The sequence below is a fragment of the Allobosea sp. GW821-FHT10B12 genome, from assembly GCF_059415545.1.
This window is the reverse complement of the sequence record NZ_JBWKNL010000003.1, coordinates 136,247-160,421: the sequence shown is the minus strand read 5'-3', so window position 1 is coordinate 160,421 and position 24,175 is coordinate 136,247. Positions and strand designations below refer to the sequence as shown.

The 24,175-nt window shown below is 67.4% G+C and carries 24 protein-coding genes, 1 other RNA gene and 1 pseudogene; 10 read left to right on the top strand and 16 right to left on the bottom strand.

Translation table 11 applies throughout. The annotated features are described in order from the left end of the window. Positions 1-36: 36 nt before the first annotated feature. Together AC07O0_RS10570 and AC07O0_RS10565 are read left to right on the top strand one after the other, a co-directional pair. Complete coding sequence (locus tag AC07O0_RS10570) at positions 37-834, top strand: hypothetical protein (protein WP_494622701.1); 798 nt, start codon at positions 37-39, stop codon at positions 832-834. A 124-nt stretch (positions 835-958) separates the two neighbouring features. Then, positions 959-1,831: a DMT family transporter gene (locus AC07O0_RS10565; protein WP_494622699.1), complete on the top strand. Its 873-nt coding sequence runs from the start codon at positions 959-961 to the stop codon at positions 1,829-1,831. Here AC07O0_RS10565 and AC07O0_RS10560 read toward each other — a convergent pair. Continuing rightward, the gene (locus AC07O0_RS10560) at positions 1,822-2,712 is read right to left on the bottom strand and encodes a LysR substrate-binding domain-containing protein (RefSeq protein WP_494622697.1); all 891 of its coding nucleotides are present in this window, start codon (positions 2,710-2,712) and stop codon (positions 1,822-1,824) included. The genes AC07O0_RS10565 and AC07O0_RS10560 overlap by 10 nt on opposite strands. A 245-nt stretch (positions 2,713-2,957) precedes the next feature. After that, the gene (msrB, locus tag AC07O0_RS10555) at positions 2,958-3,392 is read right to left on the bottom strand and encodes a peptide-methionine (R)-S-oxide reductase MsrB (RefSeq protein WP_326876151.1); all 435 of its coding nucleotides are present in this window, start codon (positions 3,390-3,392) and stop codon (positions 2,958-2,960) included. 217 nt (positions 3,393-3,609) lie between these two features. Between msrB and AC07O0_RS10550 the strand changes: the two genes are divergently transcribed. The 4 genes from AC07O0_RS10550 to AC07O0_RS10535 all read left to right on the top strand — a co-directional run bounded on the left by AC07O0_RS10550 (position 3,610) and on the right by AC07O0_RS10535 (position 7,053). After that, positions 3,610-4,860 carry a BtaA family protein gene (locus tag AC07O0_RS10550; RefSeq protein WP_494622695.1) on the top strand — a complete coding sequence of 417 codons (1,251 nt, stop codon included), beginning with the start codon at positions 3,610-3,612 and terminating at the stop codon, positions 4,858-4,860. 44 nt (positions 4,861-4,904) lie between these two features. Then, positions 4,905-5,522 carry a class I SAM-dependent methyltransferase gene (locus tag AC07O0_RS10545; RefSeq protein WP_494624173.1) on the top strand — a complete coding sequence of 206 codons (618 nt, stop codon included), beginning with the start codon at positions 4,905-4,907 and terminating at the stop codon, positions 5,520-5,522. Positions 5,523-5,568: 46 nt separating this feature from the next. Beyond that, positions 5,569-6,369, top strand: a complete 801-nt coding sequence (locus AC07O0_RS10540; protein ID WP_494622693.1) for an ion channel — start codon at positions 5,569-5,571, stop codon at positions 6,367-6,369. 90 nt (positions 6,370-6,459) lie between these two features. Then, on the top strand, positions 6,460-7,053 hold the full coding sequence (locus AC07O0_RS10535; protein ID WP_494622691.1) for a YdeI/OmpD-associated family protein: 594 nt from the start codon (positions 6,460-6,462) through the stop codon (positions 7,051-7,053). Positions 7,054-7,070: 17 nt separating this feature from the next. Here AC07O0_RS10535 and AC07O0_RS10530 read toward each other — a convergent pair whose 3' ends face one another. After that, the gene (locus tag AC07O0_RS10530; protein ID WP_494622689.1) at positions 7,071-7,637 is read right to left on the bottom strand and encodes a thioesterase family protein; all 567 of its coding nucleotides are present in this window, start codon (positions 7,635-7,637) and stop codon (positions 7,071-7,073) included. A gap of 145 nt (positions 7,638-7,782) precedes the next feature. Between AC07O0_RS10530 and AC07O0_RS10525 the strand changes: the two genes are divergently transcribed. Together AC07O0_RS10525 and AC07O0_RS10520 are read left to right on the top strand one after the other, a co-directional pair. Beyond that, positions 7,783-9,228, top strand: a complete 1,446-nt coding sequence (locus AC07O0_RS10525) for an FAD-binding oxidoreductase (protein WP_494622687.1) — start codon at positions 7,783-7,785, stop codon at positions 9,226-9,228. Between the two features lie 95 nt (positions 9,229-9,323). After that, on the top strand, positions 9,324-13,073 hold the full coding sequence (locus tag AC07O0_RS10520; RefSeq protein WP_494622685.1) for an AsmA family protein: 3,750 nt from the start codon (positions 9,324-9,326) through the stop codon (positions 13,071-13,073). Positions 13,074-13,167: 94 nt separating this feature from the next. On the opposite strand, the gene AC07O0_RS10515 is transcribed toward AC07O0_RS10520, so the two are convergent. Beyond that, positions 13,168-13,776 carry a LysE/ArgO family amino acid transporter gene (locus AC07O0_RS10515; protein WP_494622683.1) on the bottom strand — a complete coding sequence of 203 codons (609 nt, stop codon included), beginning with the start codon at positions 13,774-13,776 and terminating at the stop codon, positions 13,168-13,170. Between the two features lie 92 nt (positions 13,777-13,868). On the opposite strand from AC07O0_RS10515, the gene AC07O0_RS10510 reads away from it, so the two are divergent. Beyond that, positions 13,869-14,777: a LysR family transcriptional regulator ArgP gene (locus AC07O0_RS10510; protein WP_494622681.1), complete on the top strand. Its 909-nt coding sequence runs from the start codon at positions 13,869-13,871 to the stop codon at positions 14,775-14,777. Here the strand turns inward: AC07O0_RS10510 and AC07O0_RS10505 are convergent. From AC07O0_RS10505 to AC07O0_RS10480, 6 genes are all read right to left on the bottom strand, one after another. Continuing rightward, entirely contained in the window at positions 14,761-15,003 is a 243-nt protein-coding gene (locus AC07O0_RS10505) for a ribbon-helix-helix domain-containing protein (RefSeq protein WP_494622679.1), read from the bottom strand. The two genes, AC07O0_RS10510 and AC07O0_RS10505, sit on opposite strands and share 17 nt — an antisense overlap. A gap of 10 nt (positions 15,004-15,013) precedes the next feature. Further along, positions 15,014-15,214: a DUF4169 family protein gene (locus AC07O0_RS10500; protein ID WP_494622677.1), complete on the bottom strand. Its 201-nt coding sequence runs from the start codon at positions 15,212-15,214 to the stop codon at positions 15,014-15,016. 2 nt (positions 15,215-15,216) lie between these two features. Then, on the bottom strand, positions 15,217-16,611 hold the full coding sequence (gene fumC, locus AC07O0_RS10495; protein ID WP_494622675.1) for a class II fumarate hydratase: 1,395 nt from the start codon (positions 16,609-16,611) through the stop codon (positions 15,217-15,219). 18 nt (positions 16,612-16,629) lie between these two features. Next, positions 16,630-17,229 carry an SspB family protein gene (locus tag AC07O0_RS10490; RefSeq protein ID WP_494622673.1) on the bottom strand — a complete coding sequence of 200 codons (600 nt, stop codon included), beginning with the start codon at positions 17,227-17,229 and terminating at the stop codon, positions 16,630-16,632. 161 nt (positions 17,230-17,390) lie between these two features. After that, positions 17,391-17,751: a transfer-messenger RNA gene (gene ssrA, locus AC07O0_RS10485) on the bottom strand. Between the two features lie 90 nt (positions 17,752-17,841). Next, positions 17,842-18,138, bottom strand: a complete 297-nt coding sequence (locus AC07O0_RS10480) for a PepSY domain-containing protein (protein WP_494622671.1) — start codon at positions 18,136-18,138, stop codon at positions 17,842-17,844. 428 nt (positions 18,139-18,566) lie between these two features. Between AC07O0_RS10480 and thyA the strand changes: the two genes are divergently transcribed. Continuing rightward, positions 18,567-19,469, top strand: coding sequence for a thymidylate synthase (thyA, locus tag AC07O0_RS10475; RefSeq protein ID WP_494622669.1), 903 nt, complete (start codon positions 18,567-18,569; stop codon positions 19,467-19,469). A 107-nt stretch (positions 19,470-19,576) separates the two neighbouring features. Here thyA and purU read toward each other — a convergent pair whose 3' ends face one another. From purU to AC07O0_RS10445, 6 genes and pseudogenes are all read right to left on the bottom strand, one after another. Further along, positions 19,577-20,440, bottom strand: a complete 864-nt coding sequence (purU, locus tag AC07O0_RS10470) for a formyltetrahydrofolate deformylase (protein ID WP_494622667.1) — start codon at positions 20,438-20,440, stop codon at positions 19,577-19,579. Between the two features lie 360 nt (positions 20,441-20,800). Next, the gene (locus AC07O0_RS10465; RefSeq protein WP_494622665.1) at positions 20,801-21,586 is read right to left on the bottom strand and encodes an SDR family oxidoreductase; all 786 of its coding nucleotides are present in this window, start codon (positions 21,584-21,586) and stop codon (positions 20,801-20,803) included. Next, positions 21,586-22,515 (bottom strand): dihydrodipicolinate synthase family protein, encoded by a 930-nt coding sequence (locus tag AC07O0_RS10460; protein ID WP_494622663.1) that lies wholly within the window; start codon positions 22,513-22,515, stop codon positions 21,586-21,588. Before AC07O0_RS10460 ends, AC07O0_RS10465 begins: the two co-directional genes overlap by 1 nt. A 129-nt stretch (positions 22,516-22,644) precedes the next feature. Then, on the bottom strand, positions 22,645-23,328 hold the full coding sequence (locus AC07O0_RS10455) for an aspartate/glutamate racemase family protein (RefSeq protein ID WP_494622661.1): 684 nt from the start codon (positions 23,326-23,328) through the stop codon (positions 22,645-22,647). Then, complete coding sequence (locus tag AC07O0_RS10450) at positions 23,325-23,987, bottom strand: flavin reductase family protein (protein WP_494622659.1); 663 nt, start codon at positions 23,985-23,987, stop codon at positions 23,325-23,327. Before AC07O0_RS10450 ends, AC07O0_RS10455 begins: the two co-directional genes overlap by 4 nt. A 4-nt stretch (positions 23,988-23,991) precedes the next feature. Beyond that, positions 23,992-24,175, bottom strand: a pseudogene (locus AC07O0_RS10445) (Zn-dependent hydrolase); the annotation flags it as partial.

The window sequence follows — 24,175 nt, the reverse complement described above, 5'->3', positions numbered from 1 at the left end:
TGAGCCGAGCGAGATGAGGTCAGGGAGACATTGGAGGTGAGAAGGCTTCTGCGCGCGGTTTTCCTTACCTCGCTGTTCGTCGGAGTTGGGCCTGTCCTGGCACACTCCCCTTATGTCACCAGGGCCGAAGCGATTTTATTGCCCGATGGCCGCGCGGGCGAAGTTCGCCGCTTGCATGGCGATGGGATTTTTCTGGCAGATCCGGAACGCCTCATCATCGTGGATCAGAGCGGAGCCTTGCTTGGCCGAAGCCAGCGCGGTGGACCGATGTCGCTGATCTGCAAAGATCGCGTGTGCACGGGCTACGATCACGCGCGCGATCAGGTTCTCAAAATCGACCCGGCCACCTTCAGGGCCAACGGGTTGATTGTTCCCGACAAGAACTCGCCATCACTGGAGCTCGATCAAAACATCTGGCAGGCGGAAGACGGGGAAGACCATTGGGGCTTCACGGTTGATGACGCCACCTATCAGCAATGGTTGGCCGCGGAGCTCAGCCTGATCCGCGAGCGCTATTGGATTCTTTTCTTCATGAGCGTTCCCGGAGCTGGGCTCGCACTTGGGATCATTCTCATCCGCGCCGCGCTGATTTCGCGCCGCCGTGGAACGTTCATGATCCTGGCCAGGGTCGCGCTCGGCCTTGCCGCTACCGCTGGGGTCGTTGCGGCGCTCTTCGTCGCACTTTTCCAGGCAGCCCTCATTCCAATGAGTACGGCCGCCTTTCTTACGGGGCTGGGCTCAGGCTGTGCTCTTCTCGTTCTTGTCACATATTCACTTCGCAGGGTGTTGGGCCTGCTCTGGCGCAGCGCCCTTAAGCCGCATCCGGCGCGATAGCGGGATATTCGGTCACGATGGAGCGCCTCTATAAGCGTCGCTGATCCTGGCATCCAAACTACGGATTTCTCTCGCATCTGGGATTCTGCGAGCCTTTTCCGCGTGCCATGCGAGGCATTCGGAAATGGACAAGCGGCAACTGACCGGCATCTTCCTGCTCGTGATCGCGCTTCAGATCCTGCCGATCTCCGATACGCTCGCGAAATATCTCTCCGCATCATTGCCTGTGCTGCAGGTGATCTGGGCGCGCTTCTTCTTCCACTGCCTGGCGACCGGTCTCTATAGCGCGGTGCGACACGGCCCTAGGCTGCTGCTGCCGACCGTGTCCTGGACGCTGACCGCCCGGAGCGCGGCGCTCTTTCTCGCGGTCGCGCTGTTCTATGTCGCGATCCATCATATGCCGCTGACCACGGCGCTGACGCTGTGGTTCGTCGAGCCCTTCCTCCTGACCCTGCTGGCACTCCTCATCTTCAAGGAGAAGGTCGCGCCGCTGCAATGGCTGGCGATCTCCGTCGGCTTCCTCGGCATCGTCCTGGCGATCAGGCCGAGCGCCGAGACCTGGCAGTGGAGCTATCTGATCGGTCTTGGCGCCGGCATGGGCTATGCCGTCTTCCTGCTGCTGACGCGGGTGGTCGAGACTAAGATTCCGGCGATCGTCTCGGTCTATCAGACCGGGCTCATCGGCTGCGTCCTGTCCAGCATCGCGGTCATCCCGGTCTGGCAATCGCCGAACGCAATCCAATGGCTGCAGCTGATGGCGACCGGCTGCGTCGCGGCAAGCGCGCATTTCCTGATCATCAAGGCCTTCGAGCGGGCCGAGGCGAGCCTGCTCGCACCGTTCACCTATGCGGAGGTGATCACCGCCACGATCCTCGGTTTCCTCGTCTTCGGCGACGCGCCGGATCGTTGGGTTTATGCCGGACTCGCGCTCATCATCCTGAGCGCGATTGCGGTGGTGCCGCGCGAGCCCAGGCGGGAGGCTGCGCCTCAGACGTGAGAATGGACTTGCGGTTGGTATCGGAGAGGTGCCGGCGCGAGGCCGATCCGAATCTCGTCGGCGAGCGCATCCAGGACTGTCGAAGCACTGTCCCGGTTGAGCTTGAGGCAGAGATGCACGGGGGCGAGTAGGGGTAGGCCCTCGGCCCGATCCAGAATCCGTACTCCCGCCGGGACGAGGCTGTGCTCAACGGCGCTTACCCCCAGGCCGGAGCGGACTGCGGCATGGATCGCGCCGATATTGTCGCTGCTGAAGGCGACCCGCCAGTCGCATCCGGTCGCGTCGAGAGCTTCCGCCATCGTCGCCCGGCAGACGCAGCCTTCGGGAAAGACGGCCAATGGGAGGGGGCGGCTCTTTGCCTGGGATGGTGTCGCCGCGATCCAGACCAGCTCTTCCGTCCGGATCAGCTCCTGCTCCGGCACGGTGCCGCGGCAGGCGACGAGCGCGAGATCGATGAGTCCATCCTTCAGCTTGCCTTCGATGGCGGCGCCGTTGTCGCAGATCACATCAACCTGAACACCGGCATGCGTCCGCGAGAAGCGCTCCAGGATCTCGGGCAGCAGGATGTTGGCGTAGTCATCGGAGGTGCCGATGCGGACGATCCCCGACAGGCCGGCCTGGTCGATGCGGTTCATGGCCTCGTCGCTGAGCGAGAGGATGCGCCTGGCATAATGGAGCAGGACCTCGCCTTCCCGCGTCAGCTGGATCTGGCGTTTCGTCCGGTCGAAGACCTCCTTGCCGAGCGCCTCCTCCAGCCGCCTGATCTGCATGCTGATCGCCGGCTGGGTCCGGTGCAGCCGGTCGCCGGTGCGGGTGAAGCTCTGCGTCTCGACGATCGTGACGAAGGTCTTGAGCAGCTCGGTATCGATCGGCGGCCGCATCCTCGCGCTCCGGCATCAGCTGCGGTGAGGCTACAGGATGATGGCGGAGCGAGCTATCGGATAGCGCGGGGAACCCTCTCCTGGAAGGAGAGGGTAGGGTGAGGTGTAGGCCCTGCGACCAGTTCCGCGAGCGCTGACCGCGCGGTCAGGTTCAGGCCAACGTTTTCGCTCCGAACACCTCACCCCTGCCCCTCTCCTTGCAGGAGAGGGGTTCTTCGCGCCTCATTCCCGAGGGAGACGTTCGTTCACCCCGCTTCCGGCGCGAAATCCATCGCCACGCCGTTGATGCAGTAGCGCAGGCCGGTCGGGGGCGGGCCGTCGGGGAAGACGTGGCCGAGATGGCCGCCGCAATTGGCGCAGTGCACCTCGACCCGGTGCATGCCGTAGCTGTAGTCCTCGCTCTCCTCGACCGCGCCTTCCAGCGGCTGGTCGAAGCTCGGCCAGCCGGTGCCGCTCTCGAATTTCTTGTGCGACCTGAACAGAGGCTGGCCACAGCCGGCGCAGGAGAAGGTGCCGGCGCGTTTCTCGAAATTGAGCGCGCAGGAGCCGGCCCGCTCGGTGCCGTGGCCGCGCAGCACCTGGTACTGCTCCGGGGTCAGCTTCTGGCGCCATTCGGCGTCGCTGAGCTGGAAGGGGAATTCACGCTCTGCGGGCTTTCCCGTTTTGGCGAACATGTCCATCAGGCCCATGCGAGGCTCCTTTCCGTGCGCTCTTGTTTGATTGTCGCGCGAGATATGGGGATTTGTCTTCCTGATTTCAGCCCCGCGCAACGCCGCCTGTTTCACGTTCGCGTTCGGCGATGACCGGTCTCTTCTCCGGGCGCCCGGCGCGTCACCCAACCGTCACGCGACTCCTCTAGTCGGCTCGCCATCGCAATGGGCGGAAACGAGGGGTCTCGTGACGCAGACGATCCGCGCGGTGAAGCGCACCACGAACCTCGGCCTGACCACCGCCGTCCATCGCAGCAAGCCGCTCTCGCGTGCCGGCATGCTGGAGCGGATGTTCACGCTCGCCTTCTCCGGCCTGGTCTATCCGCAGATCTGGGAGGACCCGGTCGTCGACATGGAAGCGCTGGCGTTGCAGCCCAGCGACCATCTCGTCGCGATCGCCTCGGGCTCCTGCAACATCCTGTCCTATCTCACCGCCGATCCGGCGAAGATCAGCGCGATCGACCTCAACGGCGCCCATATCGCGCTCGGCCATCTCAAGCTCGCGGCGCTTGCCGAGATCGACGATCACGCGGTCTTCCGCCGCTTCTTCGGACAGGCGCAGTCGAAGGCCAATGTCGAGACCTATGACGAGCTGATCGCGCCGCGGCTCGACGCGGTCAGCCGCGCCTACTGGGAAGGGCGCAACCTCGCCGGGCGCCGCCGGATCGAGCTCTTCGCCCGCAATTTCTACCGCTACGGCCTGCTCGGCCGCTTCATCGGCACCGGGCATTTCCTTGCGCGCCGGCTCGGCTGCGATCCCAGGGTGATGCTGCAGGCCAAGACGATGGAGGAGCAGCGGGCGCTGTTCGACCGCCATCTCGCGCCGGTCTTCGACAAGAAGCTGGTGCGCTGGCTGGTCCGCCAGCCGGCCTCGCTCTACGGGCTCGGCATCCCGCCGGCGCAGTACAAGGCGCTCGCCGCCGATGGCGACGCCGGCATTCGCGCGGTGCTGCGCCACCGGCTGGAGCGGCTCGCCTGCGGCTTCGACCTCAAGACAAATTACTTCGCCTGGCAGGCCTTCGGCCGCGGCTACGGGCCGGAACCGGATGCGGCGGTGCCGCCCTATCTGGAGCGCGGTAATTTCGAGACGGTGAAAGCGTGCGCTGGGCGTGTGTCCTATCATCAGAGCGCGATCACCGCCTTCCTCGAGAAGCAGCCGGCCGAGAGCTGCAACGGCTTCGTGCTGCTCGATGCGCAGGACTGGATGAACGACGCTGATCTGACGGCACTGTGGACGCAGATCACCCGGAGTGCCGCGCCCGGCGCCCGCGTGATCTTCCGCACAGCCGCCGACGAGCGACTGCTGCCAGGCCGGGTGCCGGAGGCGATCCTGTCGCAATGGCAGTATCAGGAGGCCCGCAGCCGCGAGCTCAGCGCCCGCGACCGCTCCTCGATCTACGGCGCCTTCCATCTCTATGTCCGTGGAGCAGCTGCGTGATCGCTGCCAGCAGCGAGCCGAATGCCGCCGGTCTGATGGACCGGATGTACCGCTTCCAGCGGCACATCTATGATGCCACCCGCAAATTCTACCTGCTTGGCCGGGACGGGCTGATCGCCGAACTGAAGCCGCCTCCGGGCGGCGCGGTGCTGGAGATCGGCTGCGGCACGGGCCGGAACCTGATCAAGATCGCGCAGCGCTATCCGCAGGCGCGCTGCTATGGGCTCGATGTCTCCGAGGAGATGCTGCGCACCGCCCGCGAGCAGGTGGCGAAGGCTGGGCTCTCCGAGCGGATCGTGCTGGCGCAGGCCGATGCGACGAATTTCGACCCGCAGGCGCTGTTCGGTCGTGCCGGCTTCGAGCGGGTGGTGATCTCCTACGCGCTCTCGATGATCCCGCCCTGGCGCGAGGCGCTGGCGCAGGCACTCGGTGTCGTTGCGCCGGGCGGGGCGCTGCACATCGTCGATTTCGGCGACCAGGCGCATCTGCCGGGGCCGTTCAGGGCAGTGCTGAACCGCTGGCTCGCCCTGTTCCACGTCACGCCGCGCAAAGACCTTGATGCGGTCGTGACCGATCTCTGCGCCGAGACCGGGACCATCGGCGGCACCACGCGGCTGTTCGGCGGCTACAGCGTCCAGGCGGTCGCGATCAGGCCGGCCTGAGCGCCGGGGCTGGACGCCGTCGCCGCCGCGCTGCTACGCCAGCGGGATGAGCGCCGCCGCCGACCCTGACGACAGCAGCAGTGGACATTCCGGGCTGCGCGACCGGCTTCGGCAGCTCTACCATGGCCGCACCCCGGCGGCATTGCGCTTCCAGTTCGCAACGCTGATCGTCGATATCCTGATCATCGGCTTCTTCGTCGCGACGCCGATGCTGCGCGACCGGCCGGAATTCCTCTGGCTCGACTATGCGGTCGCGATCATCGTCGCCGCCGAGATCGCGGCGCGTTTCCTCGCCTCGTCGAACATGCCGCGGCTGCTGCGCCAGCCGACCATGCTGCTCGATCTCTTCATCCTGGCGACCCTGCTGGCGCCGCAATGGCTGGAGAATTTCGGCTTCCTGCGCATCCTGCGGCTCTGGTCGCTGTCGCAGCGCGGGCTGATCTGGGCGCAGTTGCGCGACACGCGCTATCGCGACTGGGAGGACGTCGCGCGGGCGCTGATCAACCTCGCGACCTTCCTCTTCGTCGTCACCGGCTTCGTCTACACCTTCTTCTTCATGAGCCGGCCGGGGCTGGAGGGCTATGTCGAGGCGCTCTACTTCACCGTCACCACGGTGACGACCACCGGCTTCGGCGACATCACCCTGCCGGGGATCGCCGGCAAGCTGACCTCGATCGTGGTGATGATCACCGGCATCTCCCTGTTCGTGCGGCTGGCGCAGGCGGTGTTCCGGCCGCACAAGGTGACCTTCCCCTGTCCGGAATGCGCCCTGCAGCGCCATGACCCTGACGCGGTGCACTGCAAGGCCTGCGGTCATCGGCTGAAGATACCGGACGGCGACGAGTAGCCGTCCGGCCGCGGTGCTGACACGAGCGAAGCACTTCCGCGCTAGAGGGATGTTCGGCCTTCTGGCCCGATCGAGAATTTTGGAGCAGCGATGGCGCCGGTAGTGGTCAACCCTGACAAGGTCCGGGAATTCGAGGATGCCGCGCGCTTCTACACGTGGCTTGGCGAGCATCATGACCGTGCCGACGAGGTCTGGATCAAGATCCACAAGCTCTCGTCCGGCTTGCCGTCGATCACGCCCAAGGAGGCGATCGACGTCGTGCTCTGCTGGGGCTGGATCGATGGCGTCAAGAAGGGGCACGACGAGCGCAGCTTTTTGCAGCGCTACACGCCGAGGACCGCCAAGAGCATCTGGAGCCAGATCAATGTCGACAACGTCGCCCGCCTGATCACGGAGGGGCGCATGACCAGCCACGGCCTGGTGCAAGTCGATGCGGCCAAGGCCGACGGGCGCTGGGAGCGCGCTTATGGTGCCGGCCGAAACCTGAAGATCCCCGACGATCTCCAGGCTGCGATCGACGCGGAGCCCCTGGCTCGGGAGATGCTTTCGAGGCTCAGCGCACAGAACCGCTTCGCGCTGGCGTTTCGCGTCCACAATCTCAAGACGGAGGCCGGGAGGCGGAAGAAGATCGCGGCCTTCGTCGAGATGCTCAAGCGCGGCGAAACCATCTATCCGCAGCGCTAGAAGAGCTGCGAACCCGGCTAGTGCCGTGTCTCCGTCTCGCGCTCGGCTTCCTGCGCCGGCTCGCCGAGGGTGATCGCGCTCTTCTGCGGCATGCCGATCATCCGGCCGACCGTGGCCGGGCGCGGCATCTGCGCATGCGCCGCCTTCATGATCGCGAGGTTGGCGAGGATATCGGCCGGGAAGGAGGTCACCCTGCGACTGGTCATGTCGACATGCAAAGAGAGATTCTCGGAGGTCGCGGCGAGCCAGCCTTCGCTGGCATGGCGCATCTCGAGATAGTAGTGTAGCCGCTTGTCGTCGAAAGCGATCAGTTGCGCGGTGATGCGCACAAGATCGCCGTCCGTCAGCTCGCGCTTGTAGAGGACATGGCATTCGGCAGTGAAGAACGAGGCGTGACGGTTCTCGACATAGTCCTGGTTCAGGCCGACCAGCGAGAACACCTCGTCGACCGCACGGTCGAACAGAACATGGTAATAGGCCATGTTGAGATGGCCATTATAGTCGATCCATTGCGGCTCGACCCGCATCGGGGACGAGACGAAGGGAGCGAAAAACAAAGCGGGCGTGCGAATTTCGTCCGGCATCGGCTCCTCCTTTCGGTCCGTCTCTCGTCGGTGTGTAGGCGGCTCTGCGCCGCCGGCTCTTGCCGGCGCGGGCATGGCGCGTGAAAACACTAAACGCCGCTACCCTAAGGCCGAACCATTCCAGACTAGGCGAAGTTCTCCAGCCATGACAATGCCTTCTACCACTCCAGTGCCTCAGGCCACCCCTGCTCGTGCCGCAGAGCTGCCGCCGTCGCCGCAGGCCGTCGCTGCATTGACGCAGGAACTGGCGGCGCTGTTCGGCAACCGGCTCGTCACCAGCCTGGCGGTCCGGCAGCAGCATGGCCACACCCTGACCTGGATTCCGAACCAGCCGCCGGATGCGGTCGTCTATCCGCAGAGCACCGAAGAGGTGGCTTCCATCGTGAAACTCTGCGTCAAGCACGGGGTTCCCGTCATCGCCTTCGGCACCGGCACCTCGCTGGAAGGCCATGTCAACGCGCCCTTCGGCGGCGTCTGCATCGACATGTCGCAGATGAAGCGGGTCGTCGCGGTCCATGCGGAGGATCTCGACTGTACGGTCGAGGCCGGCGTCACCCGCAAGGAGCTGAACGAGCATCTGCGCGACCAGGGCCTGTTCTTCCCGATCGATCCCGGCGCCGACGCCTCGATCGGCGGCATGGCGGCGACGCGCGCCTCCGGCACCAATGCCGTGCGCTACGGCACGATGAAGGACAATGTCATCGCGCTGACCGCGGTGATGGCCGACGGCGCCATCGTCAAGACGGCGAGCCGGGCGCGTAAATCCTCGGCCGGATACGATCTCACCCGCCTTCTCGTCGGCTCGGAAGGCACGCTCGGCATCATCACCGAGGTGACGCTGAAGCTGCACGGCATCCCCGAGGCGATGTCGGCCGGCGTCTGCCCGTTCCCGTCGGTGAAGGCGGCCTGCGATGCGACGATCATGACGATCCAATCCGGCCTGCCGGTGGCGCGGATCGAGCTGGTCGACGACGTGATGATGCGCGGCGTCAACCTGCATTCCAAGCTCGGCCTGCCGGAGACGACGATGCTGTTCGTCGAGTTCCACGGCTCCGAGGAGGGCGTGAAGGAGCAGGCCGAACGCTTCGGTGAGATCGCGGCCGAGTTCGGCGGCGGGCCGTTCGACTGGGCGACCAGGCCGGAGGACCGCTCGAAGCTGTGGCAGGCGCGTCACGACGCCTACTGGGCGGCGCGCGCGCTCAGGCCCGGCGCGGAATCGGTCGCGACCGATGTCTGCGTGCCGATCTCGCGGCTGGCCGAATGCGTCGACGAGACCAAGCGCGACATCGAAGCGTCCGGGCTGATCGCACCGATCGTCGGCCATGTCGGCGACGGCAATTTTCATACGCAGCCGCTGGTCGATCTCGCCGATCCCGACGAGGTCGCGCGCTGCGAGGCCTTCATCGACCGGCTGGTCAAGCGGGCGCTCGCCATGGAGGGCACCTGCACCGGTGAGCACGGCGTCGGCCAGAAGAAGATGAAGTACCTCACGATCGAGCACAGCCCCGCCGCGCTCGACGTGATGCGCCTGATCAAGCGCGCGCTCGATCCGCAGAATATCCTCAATCCGGGCAAGATCATCGCCTTGTGACATTCCAGACGGGGATCATTCGCAAGAATGTCGTGATCCTGCCGCGACTTGCGTGCATGATCGTGCCGTCGACATTCGAGGATTGATGCAAGAGCGTGCGTGAGGCCCTGACCTTACTGGCCGGGCTGCTCGTCGCGGCGTTGCTGGCGGCGCTGCTGGGGCCGGGCTTCGTCGACTGGCGCGAGTACAGGCCCCATTTCGAGCAGCGCATCAGTGCGGCGCTCGGGATGGAGACGCGCGTCGGCGGCGAGATCGGGCTGCGGCTGCTGCCGTCGCCGCGATTGACACTCGGCCAGGTGCGCCTCGGCTCCGGCGAAGCCGGGGCGGGCGGGGCAACCATCGAGACGCTGACGGCCGAGCTCGCTTTGGCGCCATTGGCGCGCGGCGAGTTCAGGCTGGTCGAGGCCGAGGCCGACGGGATGACGCTGAGCCTCGTCGCCGACGAGAGCGGCGCCATCGCCCTGCCGGCCCGCCAGGGCGGGGGCCTGCCGAGCGAGACGGCGATCGATCGCCTGGCGATCCGCCGCTCGGCCCTGATCTGGCGCGAGCCCGGCGGAGCAGCGCAGACGCTGGCGCCGATCGCGCTCGATGTCTCCGCCGTCAGCCTGCACGGGCCCTGGCGCGTCGAGGGCGAGATCGCCGGTTCGTCCGTGCGCTTCGCCACCGGCGCGATCGAGGCCGACGGGCGATTGCGGACCAAGGCCTCGGTCACCGGAGAGCAGACGCAATTCGGCTTCGACGGCTCGCTGGTTCTCGCAGGCGCGGACGGGCGTGTCCGCCCGGGGCTCGAAGGCAGCTTCACGATCGCGCCCGGCGGCGCCGTCAGCCTGGCGGGGCGGGTGAGCGGCAACAGCCGGCGCCTCGATTTCTCCGGTCTTGCCGTCGAGATCGCGGGCGGCGCGGCGCGGCTCGAGGGCGAGGGTTCGTTCAATCCGAGCGACAGCAAGGGCAGCGTCCAGCTCAAGGCGCGCCGGCTCGATGCCGATATGCTGGCGGAAGCGCTGGCCCAGCGGCCGGGCTATCAGCGCGCCCTGCAGGCATTGCCCGGGCCGGTCGATCTCTCGCTGGATCTCGACCAGATCGTCTGGCGCGGCGAGGATTTCAGCGGCTTTGCCCTGCGCGGCAAGCTCGACGGCGACGGGATCGAAGCAGGCAGCGCCTCGGTCAAGATCGCCAATGCCGTCCTCGATGCCCGTGGCGCGCTCAACGGGCAGGGCTTCCGCGGTACGGTCGAGGCGAAGGCGCCCGATGCACGCCGGGCAGCTCTGGCCCTGGCGCGGCTTGGCGTCGAGGCCGGGCTGGCCGACAGCTTCGCTGCCCTGCGCAGCCTCGATGGGACAGCGACGCTGGACTGGAGCCAGGAGCGCCTCGCCATCACCCGCATGACCGCGCGGGCGGGCTCAGGCCCGCGTCTGGAAGGCTCCGGTGCAATCACGCCGAGCCGGCTCGATGCCAAGCTGACGCTGAACGGGCTCGACCTTGCGACCCTGCCGCCGGGCGACAGCCTGAATGCGCTTACCGGCCGGCGCGACCTTTCGCTCGATCTCACCCTGAACGGCCTGCGCTACCTTTCGGCGCCGCCGGGCTCGGCCCGGCTCGCCCTGACCCGGCAAGGCAGCGATTGGCGCCTCAGTCGCCTTGCCGTCGACGGCTTCGGCGGCGTCAAGGTCGAGGGCGAGGGCGCGCTGCTGCCGGGCGGTGGCGAGATAGCCGGGCGGGTGCGTGCGCCGCGCTTTGCCGCGCTGACCGCGCTGGCCGGCCCCTTGCTGCCGGAGGGCTTCCGGCGCGTGCTGCCGCGGATCGAGGACGGGCTCGCCGGGATCGATGCCGGCTTCAAGTTGGCGCGCGCTGCGAATGGCGAGACCAGCGTCGTGGCGGAAGGCTCCGCCCAGGCCGGCCGGCTCTCGCTCACCGGCAAGCTCGATGCTGCCGGGCAGTGGAGCGGCGGCGATGTGAAGCTCTCGCTCGACGACCGGCGCCGCGCCTTCGCCGCCTTCGGCCTGCCGCGCCCGGCACGCGGCGGGTCGGGCGAGCTTTCGCTCGGCTTCCGCGCGAGCGGGCCGGTCGGCTCGCTCGCCGGCCCCGGTCTGATGCTCGTTCTGGAGGGAACAGGAAACGCGGCGCGGCTCAGTCTGCAGGCCGACGGGCCGGATCAGGTCCTGCCGGACGGGCTGGCGCGGCTGGTTCCGGACGGCGTGCTCGATGCCTCCGGGCGAGTCAGCTTCGGCGACGAGGCGCGGCTCGACGACCTCGTCGTCAATGCCGGCGGCAAGGCGGCGCGCGGCGTGCTGACTTTCTCGGCCGAAAACGGGATCGGCGGTCGGCTCGATCTGCCCTATCTGGCACTGCAGCCCGCGCTCACCGCCGTTATCGGACAGGCTCAGCCGGTCGCCGGCAGTCAGTGGTCGCCGAGCCGTTTCCAGGGCGCGACGGGGCTCGGCGAGATCAGGCTCGCCCTCGCTGCCGAGCGGCTCGACCTGACCGACCGCATTGCCCTGACCAAGGCCCGGCTCGACCTTGCGGCGGGGCCGGACGGGCTCGTCCTCGACAACCTCCGTGGCAGCCATGCCGGCGGCGAAGTCAGCGGGCGGCTTACCGCCCGGCGCGAGGGCGGGCTGGCGCAGATCACCGGCAAGCTCGGCCTCGCCGGGCTCGATCTCGCCGCGCTGACCAAGGGTGCGCTGACCGGCAAGCTGTCGGGCAGCTTCGAGGCGGGCGGCTCCGGTGAGAGCCCGGCGCGCCTGATCGCGGCGCTCGGCGGCGCCGGCTCGATCAACGTGTCCGGCGCCGGCATGGCCCGTTTCGACCCGACCGCTATTTCCAAGGTGATCGCTGCGACGGGGGATGATGCTTCCGAAAGCGAGGCCGGACGCCTGCAGGACCGGATCGGCGAGGCGCTGGAGAAGGCGAGCTGGCCGCTGGGCGATGTCACCATCCCCTTCACCCAGGCGGCGGGCGTCCTGCGCGTCTCGCCCGTCTCGGTCGAGCGTGCCGGCCTCAGGGCCGAGGCGACCGGGCTGGTCGACTGGCGGGCGATGACCACCGATCTGCGCCTCAACCTGCGCCCGCTTGGAGCAGCGCCGAAGGGTTGGCCGGAGCAGCTGCCGCAGGTCGGCGTCGCCTGGCGCGGGCCGTTCGACGCGCCGCGGCGCGAGACCGATGTCGGGGCGCTCTCCAATATCGTGGCGGCGCGGGCGCTGGCGCGCGAGATCGAGCGGGTCGAGGCCTTCGAGGCCGATCAGCGCGAGCGGGCGATGCATATCCGCCGCCTGCGGGCCGAGCGCGAGACGCGCGAGAACGAACGCAAGCTCGCCGAATTCCTGAGGGTCGAGGAGGAGCGCCGCATCGCCGAGGAGAAGCGGGCGGAAGAAGCGCGCAAGGCCGAGGAAGCCAGGCTCGCCGAAGAGGCCCGCAGGGCCGAGGCAGCGCGCAAGGCCGAAGAGGCGCGACTCGCCGAAGAAGCCCGCAAGGCCGAGATCGCACGGCGCGCCGAGGAAGCAAGGCAAGCCGAGGAGGCGCGCCGGGCCGAGATCGCCCGCAGGCTGGAAGAAGCCCGCATCGTCGAGGAGGCACGCAAGCTCGATATCGCAAGGCGGCAGGAAGAAGTGCGCAAGGCCGAGGACGAGCGGCGCAAGGCCGAAGCGGAAGAACGAGCGCGGCAAGCGGCGATACGCGCTGCGATCGAGGGCCGGCCCGGGCCGATGATCCTGCAGGGCGCGCCACCCTCCTACATCCCGGGCGATCCGTATGTCATCAGGCCGCGCGGCGAGGCGCCGCCGCTGCCGCCGCCGCTCGACATCCAGTCGGTGCCGCGACCGCTGTCGCGCTCGCCGCTGCAGAACTGATTCAACGCGCTGGGAAACTGATTCAAGCGCGTGCGAGGCTGATTCAGAAGCTGCGCGTAAAGTGCTGGCACGACAGGGTTTTCGGGGCGGGCTATTAACCGCCCTGCAGCAGCTTGAAGGCGATCGCCCACATCGTGGCGGCGACGATGCCATCGAGGATGCGCCAGGACCTTGGATCGGCGAAGAGCGGGCGCAGCCAGCGGGCGCCATAGCCGAGGCCGAAGAAGAACAGGAACGAGGCGGTCATCGCGCCGGCGGCGAAGATCAGTTCCTGCCCCGGGAATTGGCTGGCGATGCTGCCGATCAGCAGCACCGTGTCGAGATAGACATGTGGGTTGAGCCAGGTCAGCGCGGCGCAGGTAACGAGGCTGGCCGACAGGGTCGCGGCGCCTCCGGCGCCGACCGCGAGCGCTTCGGATGAGCGCAGGGCCGAGAGCAGGCTGCGCGCGCCATACCAGATCAGGAAGGCGGCGCCGCCATAGCGCAGGGCCGGTTCGAGCATGGGCAGCATCGCCGTTGCCTGCTTCAGCCCGACGATGCCGGCCAGGATCAGCACCGCATCCGACAGCGCGCAGGTGAGGCAGATCGCGAAGACATGCTCGTTCCTGAGGCCCTGCCGCAGCACGAAGCTGTTCTGGGCTCCGATCGCGACGATCAGGCTGAGGCCCATGGTGAAGCCGGTGACATAGACGGAGAAAGGCATGAGTGGCGGTCCCGTTTCGCCGCTCTGCCTAGGCGCTAAGGCTGCCTTAGTGTAGTTAAACATCATTATGCTGATTAAGCTGAGCTAATGTTATGCTCGACTATCCCGCGTTGCAGGCCGTCTCGCTGGTGGTTCGGACCGGCAGCTTCGACAAGGCGGCCCAAGCGCTGAACGTCACGCCCTCGGCCGTCTCGCAGCGGGTCAAGCAGCTCGAGGAGCGGCTCGGGACGGTGCTGATCGTCAGGGGGCAGCCCTGCACCGCGACCGAGCGCGGCGAATGGCTCTGCCGGCATATGGAGCAGGTCGGGTTGCTCGAAGGCGAGCTGATGACGCGGCTGCCGGCGCTGGCCGAGCCGGATCAGCCGCAGCAGCGTGTCACCTTGCGGATCGCTGCCAATGCCGACAGCCTCGGGACCTGGTTCCTGCGTGCTGTCGCTGCGTTCGCGGAGCGGAGTCCGCATCTCATCGACATCGCCGTCGACGATCAGGAGCACACGGCCGAGTGGCTGAGGCGAGGGCGGGTGCTCGCTGCCGTCACCGCGCTGGACAAGCCGATCCAGGGCTGCCGCGTGATCCCGCTCGGCTCGCTGCGCTACCTTGCAACCGCGAGCCCGGACTTCATGGCGCGCCATTTCACCGACGGCGTGACGCTGCGCGCGCTGGCGCAGGCGCCGTCGCTGGTCTTCAACCAGAAGGATCGCCTGCAGAGCCAGTGGATGGAGCTCGCCTTCGGCAAAAGCCCCGGCCATCCGGTGCATTGGGTGCCGTCGACGCAAGGCTTCGTCGAGGCGAGCCTGCTCGGCATCGGCTGGTGCGCCAACCCGGAACTGCTGGTGCGGGAGCATCTCGATGCCGGCCGGCTGCGGGAGCTGATGCCGGGTACGGCGCTCGACACGCCGCTGTTCTGGCAGGTCAATCGGGTCGCGGCCGAGCGGCTGGCCGATCTGACGCGCGCGGTCGTGGAGACGGCGCGACGCCTGCTGGTCAATCCGCGGGGGTGACCTTCGCGGGCTCGGTCCGCCCGCGATAATGAGCGAGCACGCGCAGGCGCAGAGCCGAGGAGAGGTTGAGCTCGCCGCGGCCGGAATCGACCTCCACCACCAGGCTGGCGATGGGCCGTTTCTCGGCAGCCGCGATCTCCTTCAGCGCCTCCCAGAACGGCTCCTCGAGCGAGACGCTGGTGCGGTGGCCGGCGATGGCGAGGGAGCGCTTGCGCAGGCCGGTCATAGTCTGCCGCTCACGCCTTGTCCTTGCCGTCGGGATCGTCGGTGAGACGATGGCCTTCGAGGTGGCGCTCGGCCAGCGTCTTCTCGGCCTCGGTCAGCTTGCGCTCGGCCTTGGTGCGGCCGAACGCGATCCGGTTCTGCGCAGCCTGCGCCTCGGCACTGGCCCGGTCGCGGGCCTTGCGGGCGCGGCGGAGATTGACGATCTCGGCCATGATCAGCCCGGGCTGAGCATGTCTTCGGCGACGACGGTCTTGTCGAAGAGCGCGGCATCGACGCCGGCCTTGAGCGCTTCCTCGCGCAGTGTCGTGCCGTTGTGATGGGCCGCCTTGGCGATGCCGGCGGCCTTGTCGTAGCCGATCGCCGGGGCGAGCGCCGTCACCAGCATCAGCGAGCGCGCGAGCAATTCGGCGAGGCGCTCGCGATTGGGCTCGATGCCTTCGACGCAATTGGTGCGGAAGCTGTCGGCCGCATCTGCCAGGAGGCGAGCCGACTGCAAGAAAGCCTGCGCGATCACCGGCTTGAAGACGTTGAGCTCGAAATGGCCCTGGCTGGCGGCGAAGGCGACGGTGGCCTGGTTGCCATGCACGCGGGTCGCGACCATGGTCAGCGCCTCGGCCTGGGTCGGGTTGACCTTGCCGGGCATGATCGAGGAGCCCGGCTCGTTCTCGGGCAGGCTGATCTCGCCGAGGCCGGAGCGTGGGCCCGAGCCCATCAGGCGGATATCATTGGCGATCTTGAACAGGTCCATGGCGAGCGCGGTCAGCGCGCCATGGCTGTAGGAGATGGCGCCGTGGCTGGCGAGCGCCTCGAACAGGTTGTCGGCAGTGCGGAAGGGCAGGCCGGTGAGCCTGGCGACCTCGGCCGAGAAGGCCTTGGCGAAATCGGGATGGGCATTGAGGCCGGTGCCGACCGCTGTGCCGCCCTGGGCGAGCGCGAGCAGGCCGGGCAGGGTCTGCTCGATCCGGGCGATGCCGAGCTCGATCTGCGCGACATAACCGGAGAATTCCTGGCCGAGCGTGACCGGGGTCGCGTCCTGGAGATGGGTGCGGCCGATCTTGACGAGATCGGCGAAGGCCTTCGCCTTGGCGTCGAAGGCGTCCTTCAGCCGGCCGAGCGCCGGCACAAGTTCGTTCGCGACGGCGAGCGCGGCGGCGATATGGATCGCGGTCGGGAAGCTGTCGTTGGAGGACTGGCCCTTGTTGACGTGGTCATTGGCGTGGACCGGGCTCTTCTTGCCGAGGCCGGCGCCCAAAATCTCGTTGGCGCGGTTGGCCAGCACCTCGTTGACGTTCATGTTCGACTGGGTGCCGGAGCCGGTCTGCCAGACGACGAGCGGGAAATGCTCGTCGAACTTGCCGGCGAGCGCTTCGTCGGCGGCCTGGACGATCGCGGTCTCGATCTTGCCGTCGAGCAGGCCGAGCTTCGCATTGACCGTGGCGGCCGCCTTCTTGACCAGGACCAGGGCGTGGACCAGCGGCAGCGGCATGCGCTCGGCCGGCCCGCCGATCTTGAAGTTCTGCAGCGAGCGCTGTGTCTGCGCCGCCCAGTAGCGATCATTGGCGACGTCGATCGGACCGAAGGAATCGGTCTCGCTGCGGAATCCGGTCATGCTGGGAGTCCTTAAGTCTCAGGTCTTCTTGCGGAAAGCGTCGAGGCTGACGACCTGGGCGCCGCCTTCCTCCTCCGCCTCGGGCTTGGCCTCGGCATCCGCTTCGGCGGCTTCCTTCTGTCCGCTGGCCGGCAGCGCCTTCTGCGCCGGCTTGGGCGGCAAAGCGAGGGGGGCGGCCGGTGCGACGCTGGGCTCGGAGGCGGCGCCGCGCGGGGCCTTCGCCGGGGCCGCCGGCTCGCTCGCCTGCGCCTCGCCGGCAGCGTCCTGCGTCTCGAACTTCAGGCCGAACTGGACCGACGGATCGAAGAAGGTGGTGATCGCGTCATAGGGGATCAGCAGCCGCTCCGGCACGCCGGAGAAGGAGAGCCCGACCTCGAAGGCGTGGTCGCTGACGTTGAGATCCCAGAACTGGTGCTGGAGCACGATCGTCATCTCGTCCGGATGCTTCTCGCGCAGGCGCTGCGAGAGCCGCACGCCCGGCGCGGTGGTCCGGAAGGTGATATAGAAATGATGCTCGCCCGGGAGCCCGTCGCGGCCCGCCTCGGACAGGATCTTGCGGACGACGCCCTTGAGCGCGTCCTGCACCATCAGGTCGTAGCGGAGAATATCCTTGGTCATCGGGTCCGGGTTCCGTTTCCGCTCCTCTAGATCACGCCGCGACCGGTGGGAAGCTCCCCGAAACGAAAAACGTGACCGATTCCATCAGTTTAGAGCGTTTCTGATGCAAAGGAGAGCACTCCCTTGCCGCTCCGCGCCGGCTGCTGGAGCCCACGCAAAAAAGTGGAGGCTTCTGTTGCCAGGCGCCTCCGAGCCCCGCCTTACGCGGCTAAGCGCAAGGGCTTTGGTTTGGGAACCAGCACCGCTTACGCGGCGACAGCAACCCGAGCATTGTTGTCGTTGGCAACTATGCAACGGCCCGATAACGGCGGAACCATGCCGGGCAAAAGAACAACCTTTACACCCTCGTCGATCCTATTTCGCCCCCGCCGAAGCCCTGCTGCCGGTGCTGCAGGGCTGTGGTGGAGGCGCCGGGTACCGCCCCCGGGTCCGAAAGGCTTATTACGAAGTCCGTTTATCGCCATAGCCGCTCTTGCGAGTGGCAAGCGGAATATAGGCGCTGCGGACGCGCGGGGAAAGAGAGCAGGAGGGTGCCCCGGCTAATTTCTGCGCAAATACGAAAAAGCCGCGGGAAAAGCCCCGCGGCTTGTGCTGTTTTCCGAAGAAATGCGCTCAGGGCGCTGCCGCACCGCCGATCACCGAGCCGTCATAGGCATTGAGATCGAGGGTCACCTCGACGCCGCCCTGAGCGCGCCCGGAGATCTCCCAGCGCCAATCGGACAGGGCGATCTCCTCGACATGGACGAGGCCGTGGCGGAAGGCGATGGAGCGCGCCTGCGCTTCCGTGATCTTCTGCTTGACGGCGGCGGCCGGATTGTCCGGTTTGCTGTCGGCCCAGGCGGAGGCCGAAGCTTGCCCTGCCAGGCCCACTGCCAGAAGCAGTGCGGCCAGCATGGATAGTCTGCTCATGATACGATCCTCATCAGCCGGGCTTTTGATGGAGCATCGGATCGTTCCGGAAACCGGAAGCCACCTTCGTCCGATGCTTCAAGCGCAGGCCCGAAGCGCCCCTTCTGTTCACCAGGCATTCAGATTGGGGCGATCCTTCGGCATTGCAATATCCGGAGCGATCACGATTTATTTCGATGCTGTGAGACTTGGCCGCGAGGGCTGCGTGAAAAGCGGTTGAGAGCTGCGACGCGCGAGGAGCGCGCCGGCGCGGATGGCGCTAAGGTCGCGGGCTCTGCAGATTCGAATTCGGGTTCAATGCACCAGCATCACGCCCCGTGGCAGCGCGTCCTCGGCGCCGGCGTCCGCAAGGACGATCGCCTGCAGGCGCGCTCTTTCAGTGCGGGGGAGAGGCGCGGCAGAGGAGCCAACCTTGGTGGAGGCCGTGAGTGAAGCGTAGGCATCCGGAATATCAGTATCTCGACCTTCTGTCGGATGTGCTCGAGCGAGGCGACGAGCGGCTCGACCGCACCGGCGTCGGCACGCGTTCGCTGTTCGGCGCGATGGTGCGGTTCGACCTCTCGGAGGGGCAGGCGCCGATCCTCACGACCAAGCGCGTCTACTGGAAGACCGCCGTCAAGGAGATGCTCTGGTTCCTGACCGGCGGCACCAATATCCGGCCGCTTCTGCGCGAGAACGTGCGGATCTGGACCGACTGGCCGCTCGACCGTTATCGCCGCGAGACCGGCGAAGCCATCTCGCAGGACGCGTTCGAGCAGCGCATCGTCGAGGACGATGCATTCGCTGCGCGCTGGGGCGAGCTCGGCCCGGTCTATGGCAAGCAATGGCGCCGCTGGCTCGGCGCGGATGGCCGCGAGCACGACCAGATCGCGACGCTGATCGAGACGCTTCGCACCAATCCGGCGAGCCGCCGGATGCTTTTCCACGGCTGGAACGTTCCGGAACTCGGCTCAATGGCGCTGCCGCCCTGCCACATGGTGTACCAGTACCACGTGACCTCGGACGGGCGCCTGAACTGCCTCCTGTTCCAGAGATCGGTCGATCTGCTGCTCGGGGCGCCGTTCAACTTTGTCGGGGCCACGGCGCTGCAGCTCATGCTGGCGCAGCAGGCAGGGCTTCGCCCGGGCGAGCTGATCTGGGTCGGCGGAGACTTCCATCTCTATCTCAACCACCTGAATCAGGCTCGCGAGCAGCTCGCGCGCGAGCCGCGGCCGTTCCCGACCATGCGGCTCACCCGGCATGCTGCGAGCATCGACGACTATCGGATCGACGATTTCGAGGTCGAAGACTACTCGCCGCAGGCGGCGATCAAGGCTGAGGTGGCAGTCTAGCGCAGCCGGCGTGTCGCGCCCGCTTCCAGGGGTGAACCACCATTGGTCGGGCCGGGGTCGCGAGGGCCCGGCCCAGCTTTGCTGCTCGCCTGCTCCGGCGGGGCGCTTCAGTCGGTGAAGACGACGGCCTTCTTGCCGTTGAGCAATACGCGATCCTCCAGATGATAGCGCACGGCCCGCGCCAGCACGCGCCGCTCGATGTCGCGGCCCTTGCGGACGAGATCGTCGGGCGTGTCGCGATGGCTGATGCGCTCGACGTCCTGTTCGATGATCGGCCCCTCGTCGAGATCGGAGGTGACGTAGTGCGCGGTTGCGCCGATCAGCTTCACCCCGCGCTCATGCGCCTGGTGATAGGGCTTGGCGCCCTTGAAGCCCGGCAGGAAGGAGTGGTGGATGTTGATGCAGCGTCCCGAGAGCTTGGCGGACAGGCCGTCGGACAGGACCTGCATGTAGCGGGCGAGCACGACGAGATCACTGCCGGTCTCCTGGATCAGGCGCCAGAGCTCGGCCTCCTGCTCCATCTTGGTCTGCCGGTTGACCGGCATGTGGTGGAAGGACAGGTCGCCGAGATCGGTCGAGGCGATGTGCTCGCGGGCATGGTTCGAGACGATCCCGGCGATCTCCATCGGCAATTCGCCGATGCGCCAGCGATAGATCAGATCGGCCAGGCAGTGGTCGAATTTCGAGACCAGCAGCATGACGCGCTTGCGAGTGGCCGCATCGCGCAGCGAGACGCTCATCTTGAAGCGCGCCGCCAGCTCGTCGACGAGGCCCTGGATCTCGGCGGCGCTGCGGGCGCCCTCCAGCCGGTCGAACACCACCCGCATGAAGAAGCGGCCGGTTTCGAGGTCGTCGAACTGCTGCGCGTCGCGAATGTTGCAGCCGGCTTCGAACAGCAGCGTCGAGACGGCGGCGACGATGCCCGGGCGGTCGGGGCAGGACAAAGCAAGGATCATCGGGGAATCGGACATGGGACGGATCGGCCCGCTCGCGCGGGTCCCTGAAAAACGGAGGATATTGGTAAAGTCGGCGGAAGGGAGGGCGCGCGGCGCGCTGCCGTCAACCTCGGCCGCTGGAGACTTGGCAGCCGAATTCGGCCGCGGAGGCGGCGAACCAGGACCGGAAGCTTCCTGCCATGCTGTGTGCGATCATGATCTCGAACACGAACCCTTGCAGCCCGTTGGCGAGCCGCCGGAGATGCACACCGAAATGAGCGCTGCTTGTCAAGCAGCCGTCGCTGGCTCGACCTCCGCTCGAAGCAAGGCTGCGAGCTGCGGCGACGCAATGCCTGCACCGGCCTCGGGAGGATGCCCGGGCCGGTGGACGTACGCTCAGATGCCTCTGATCAGGCCGCCGTCGATGCGGATCTTGGCGCCGGTGACATAGCTCGCCCGCTCGCTGGCGAGGAAGGCGACGACATCGGCGAATTCCTGCGGCTTGCCGTAGCGGCCTGCCGGGATCGCCGCCATCGAGGCTTGGGCGACGGCCTCGCGCGTGCCGCCGCTGCGGGCGGCCGCGGCATCGTCGAGCTGGTTGACGCGCTCGGTGTGAATGCGGCCGGGCAGGACGACATTGACCGTCACGCCGCTGCCCGCGACCTCGGAGGCCAGGGTCTTCGACCAGCCGATCACGGCGGCGCGGATGCCGTTCGACAGGGCCAGGCGCGGGATCGGCTGCTCGACGCCGGAGGAGGCGATGGTGACGATGCGTCCCCAGCCACGCTCCGCCATGCCGGGCAGGAGGCGCTGCGCCAGGTGGAAGAGGTTGGCGGCCATGCCCTCGAAATGCACGAGCCAGTCGGCCCGCCTGGCGTCGCGAGCCTCGCCGGGAGGCGGGCCGCCGGAGTTGCCGATCAGGATGTCGACGCCGCCTGCTGCGACGAGGCGGTCGGTGAGCGCGTCGACCGAGCCGAGATCGGCCAGGTCGAGCCTGGCGGCGCTGACGCGGCCGCGCTGGTCCACAGGCAGCGCGGCGATCCAGCTTTCCGTCACATCGGTGCTGCGGGCCGCGGCGATGACGGTCGCGCCCTCGGCGGCGAGGGTCTGCGCGATCGCCGCGCCAAGTCCGCGGCTCGCCCCAAGTACCAGCGCGCGCTTTCCGGTCAGTCCCAGATCCATCAGCCGATCTCCTTCAGGCGCTGCTCCTGGCGCGCAATGAGCCGTTCGATATCGGCGATGTCGATCCTGGACAATGCCCCGCCCGGCTTGCGCAGCGTGGCGGAGGCGATCGCGCCGCGCTTCGCCAGGATGTGCTTGCGGATGGAGAGGCCGAGCCCGGGCTGCTGCTCGTAGCGGGCGAGCAGCAGATAGGCGTCGAAGAGATCGTGCGCCCGCTCGATCTCGCCGGCAGCATGGGCCCGCCAGACATCGACCATCATCTCGGGATAAGCGAAGCCGGTCATGGCGCCGTCGGCGCCGCGCGAGAGTTCCTCCGGCAGGAAGATGCCGCCATTGCCGACGAGGATCGAGATCCGGCGCGCACCCCGATCGCTGGCGGCACGCAGGGCCGAGATCTTGGCGAGGCCCGGCCAGTCCTCGTGCTTGAGCATGACGCAACCCGGATGAGCGGCGACGATCTTCAGGATCACTGCCGGGGTGATCTGGACCTGGGTGACCAGCGGGAAATCCTGCAGGACGAAGGGCGTCTTCGGCCCCAGTGTCTCGGCCACCATGGCGTAATAGGCGACGATCTGGTCATCGGTGCGCAAATTCGACGGCGGCGCGACCATGACGCCGGCGGCGCCATCGTCCATCACGCTCTCGCTGAGCTCGCGCATCGCGGCGAAACCGGGCGCGGAGACGCCGGCGACGACCGGCACGCGGCCCTGGACCCGGGCCAACACCCGGCGGACGAAGATGCGGGATTCTTCCGCCGTCAGCTTCGGTGCCTCGCCCATCATGCCGAGCACGGTGAGGCCGGTCGCGCCCTTCTCCAGATAGAAATCGACCATGCGGTCGGTGCTCTCCAGATCGAGCGCACCGGTCTCGGTGAAGGGCGTCACCGCGATGACGTAGACACCCTTCGCGGTTTCATCGAGCAAAGCCATGATCGTCCTCAGTTACTGGTGGAAGCGGGCAGGGAGCGGCCGACGGAACGGGCCTTTGTCCTGTGCGGAGACGAGGAGCTTCGCCTCGCCGGGGAGCCCGGCGAGTTCGGCAGCGAGATCGTCCATGCTTCAGCTCGCGCGGAGAGGGCGCCCGCCCCAGCCCAGACACACGCGCCCGATCGCCAGCGTCACCGCCGCCTGTGTCGGCTCGACGATGGGGATGCCGAGCTCCCGTTCCAGCGGTTCGCGGAAGCGCGCCATGCCGGCGCAGCCCATGACCAGCACGTCGGCATGGTGCGTGTCGCGCAAGGTCCGGCCGACGGTGATCATGCGCCCGAGCGTGAGCGCGTCGTCGGCCATCTCGGCGATGGTGAGGTTCACCGGCAGATCGCCGGCGAAGCGATCCATCACCCCCATCGCGCCGAGATAGCGCAGATGGCGCGGAATCGAGTTCTGCAGCATCGCGACGATGCCGAAGCGCTGGCCGAGCGTCAGCGCGGTCAGCACACCGCTTTCGGCGATGCCGAGCACCGGCTTTTCGCTCTGCTCGCGCAGCGCATGCATGCCGGGGTCGGAGAAGCAGGCGATGACAAAGGCCGCCGCCTCGTTCTCCAGGTCGGCGGCGCGTTTCAGCAAAGCCGGGATCAGCCCGTCGACATCGCGCTGCGACTGGATGCCGGGAGGGCCCTCCGCCAGCGTCAGGCAGTCGATCGCCGGGCCGCCCGCCATGCGCAGCGGCGCGACGGCGACGTCGATCTCCCTGGTCACGCGCTCGGTCGAGTTGGGATTGATGACGTAGATCGTGCCGCTCACGACACCTCTCCTTCGGGATTGGCTTGCGTTCGCTGGCGCCAGCCGTCGAGCGTCTGACGCGGAACCTGGAAGCGGTCGCGCAGGCCCAGATACCAATCGACGCCATGCAGGCGGCCGACGAGATCGAGCTTGTCGATGTCGACATGCAGGCGCTCGTCGACGATGTCGTCGCGGATATGGAGATGGACGATCTCGCCGACGACGAGGTTGCGATGCCGGGTGCCGAGCGAGAGCGAGACCGTCTCGCGGCATTCCAACTGGACGGGGGAGGCGGCAAGGCGCGGCGCCCTGACCGACGTGCCGGGCGCGGTCGCAAGTCCGGCCGCCGCGATCTCGTCGATGTCGTCGGGGAAGTCGATGGCGCAGATCTGCATCGCCTCGACCATGGCGCGGTTGACGAGATTGACGACGAAGCCGCCGGTCGCGCGGATGTTGCGCATGGTGTCCTTCAGCGGTGAATGAGCGCCATCGCGTCCCTCGATGCCGAGCACCACCAGCGGCGGCGCATGGCTGAAGACGTTGAAGAAGCTGAAGGGAGCGGCATTGGCGCGCCCTTGCGGATCGACGGTGGTCACGAGCGCGATCGGGCGCGGCAGCACCGTGTTGACGAGGAGCTTGTAGAGATCGCGTTCCGCCAGATCTGCAGCTGCCCAATCCATCGCCTCAGCCCAGGTTCGCATCGAGCAGGCGAACCGTCTCGGCCAGGACGCGGGCGCCGTCACCTGCCTGCTCCGGCTCGATCGATTCCTCCGGCGCATGGCTGCGCCCGTCGCGGCAGCACCGTGTTGACGAGGAGCTTGTAGAGATCGCGTTCCGCCAGATCTGCAGCTGCCCAATCCATCGCCTC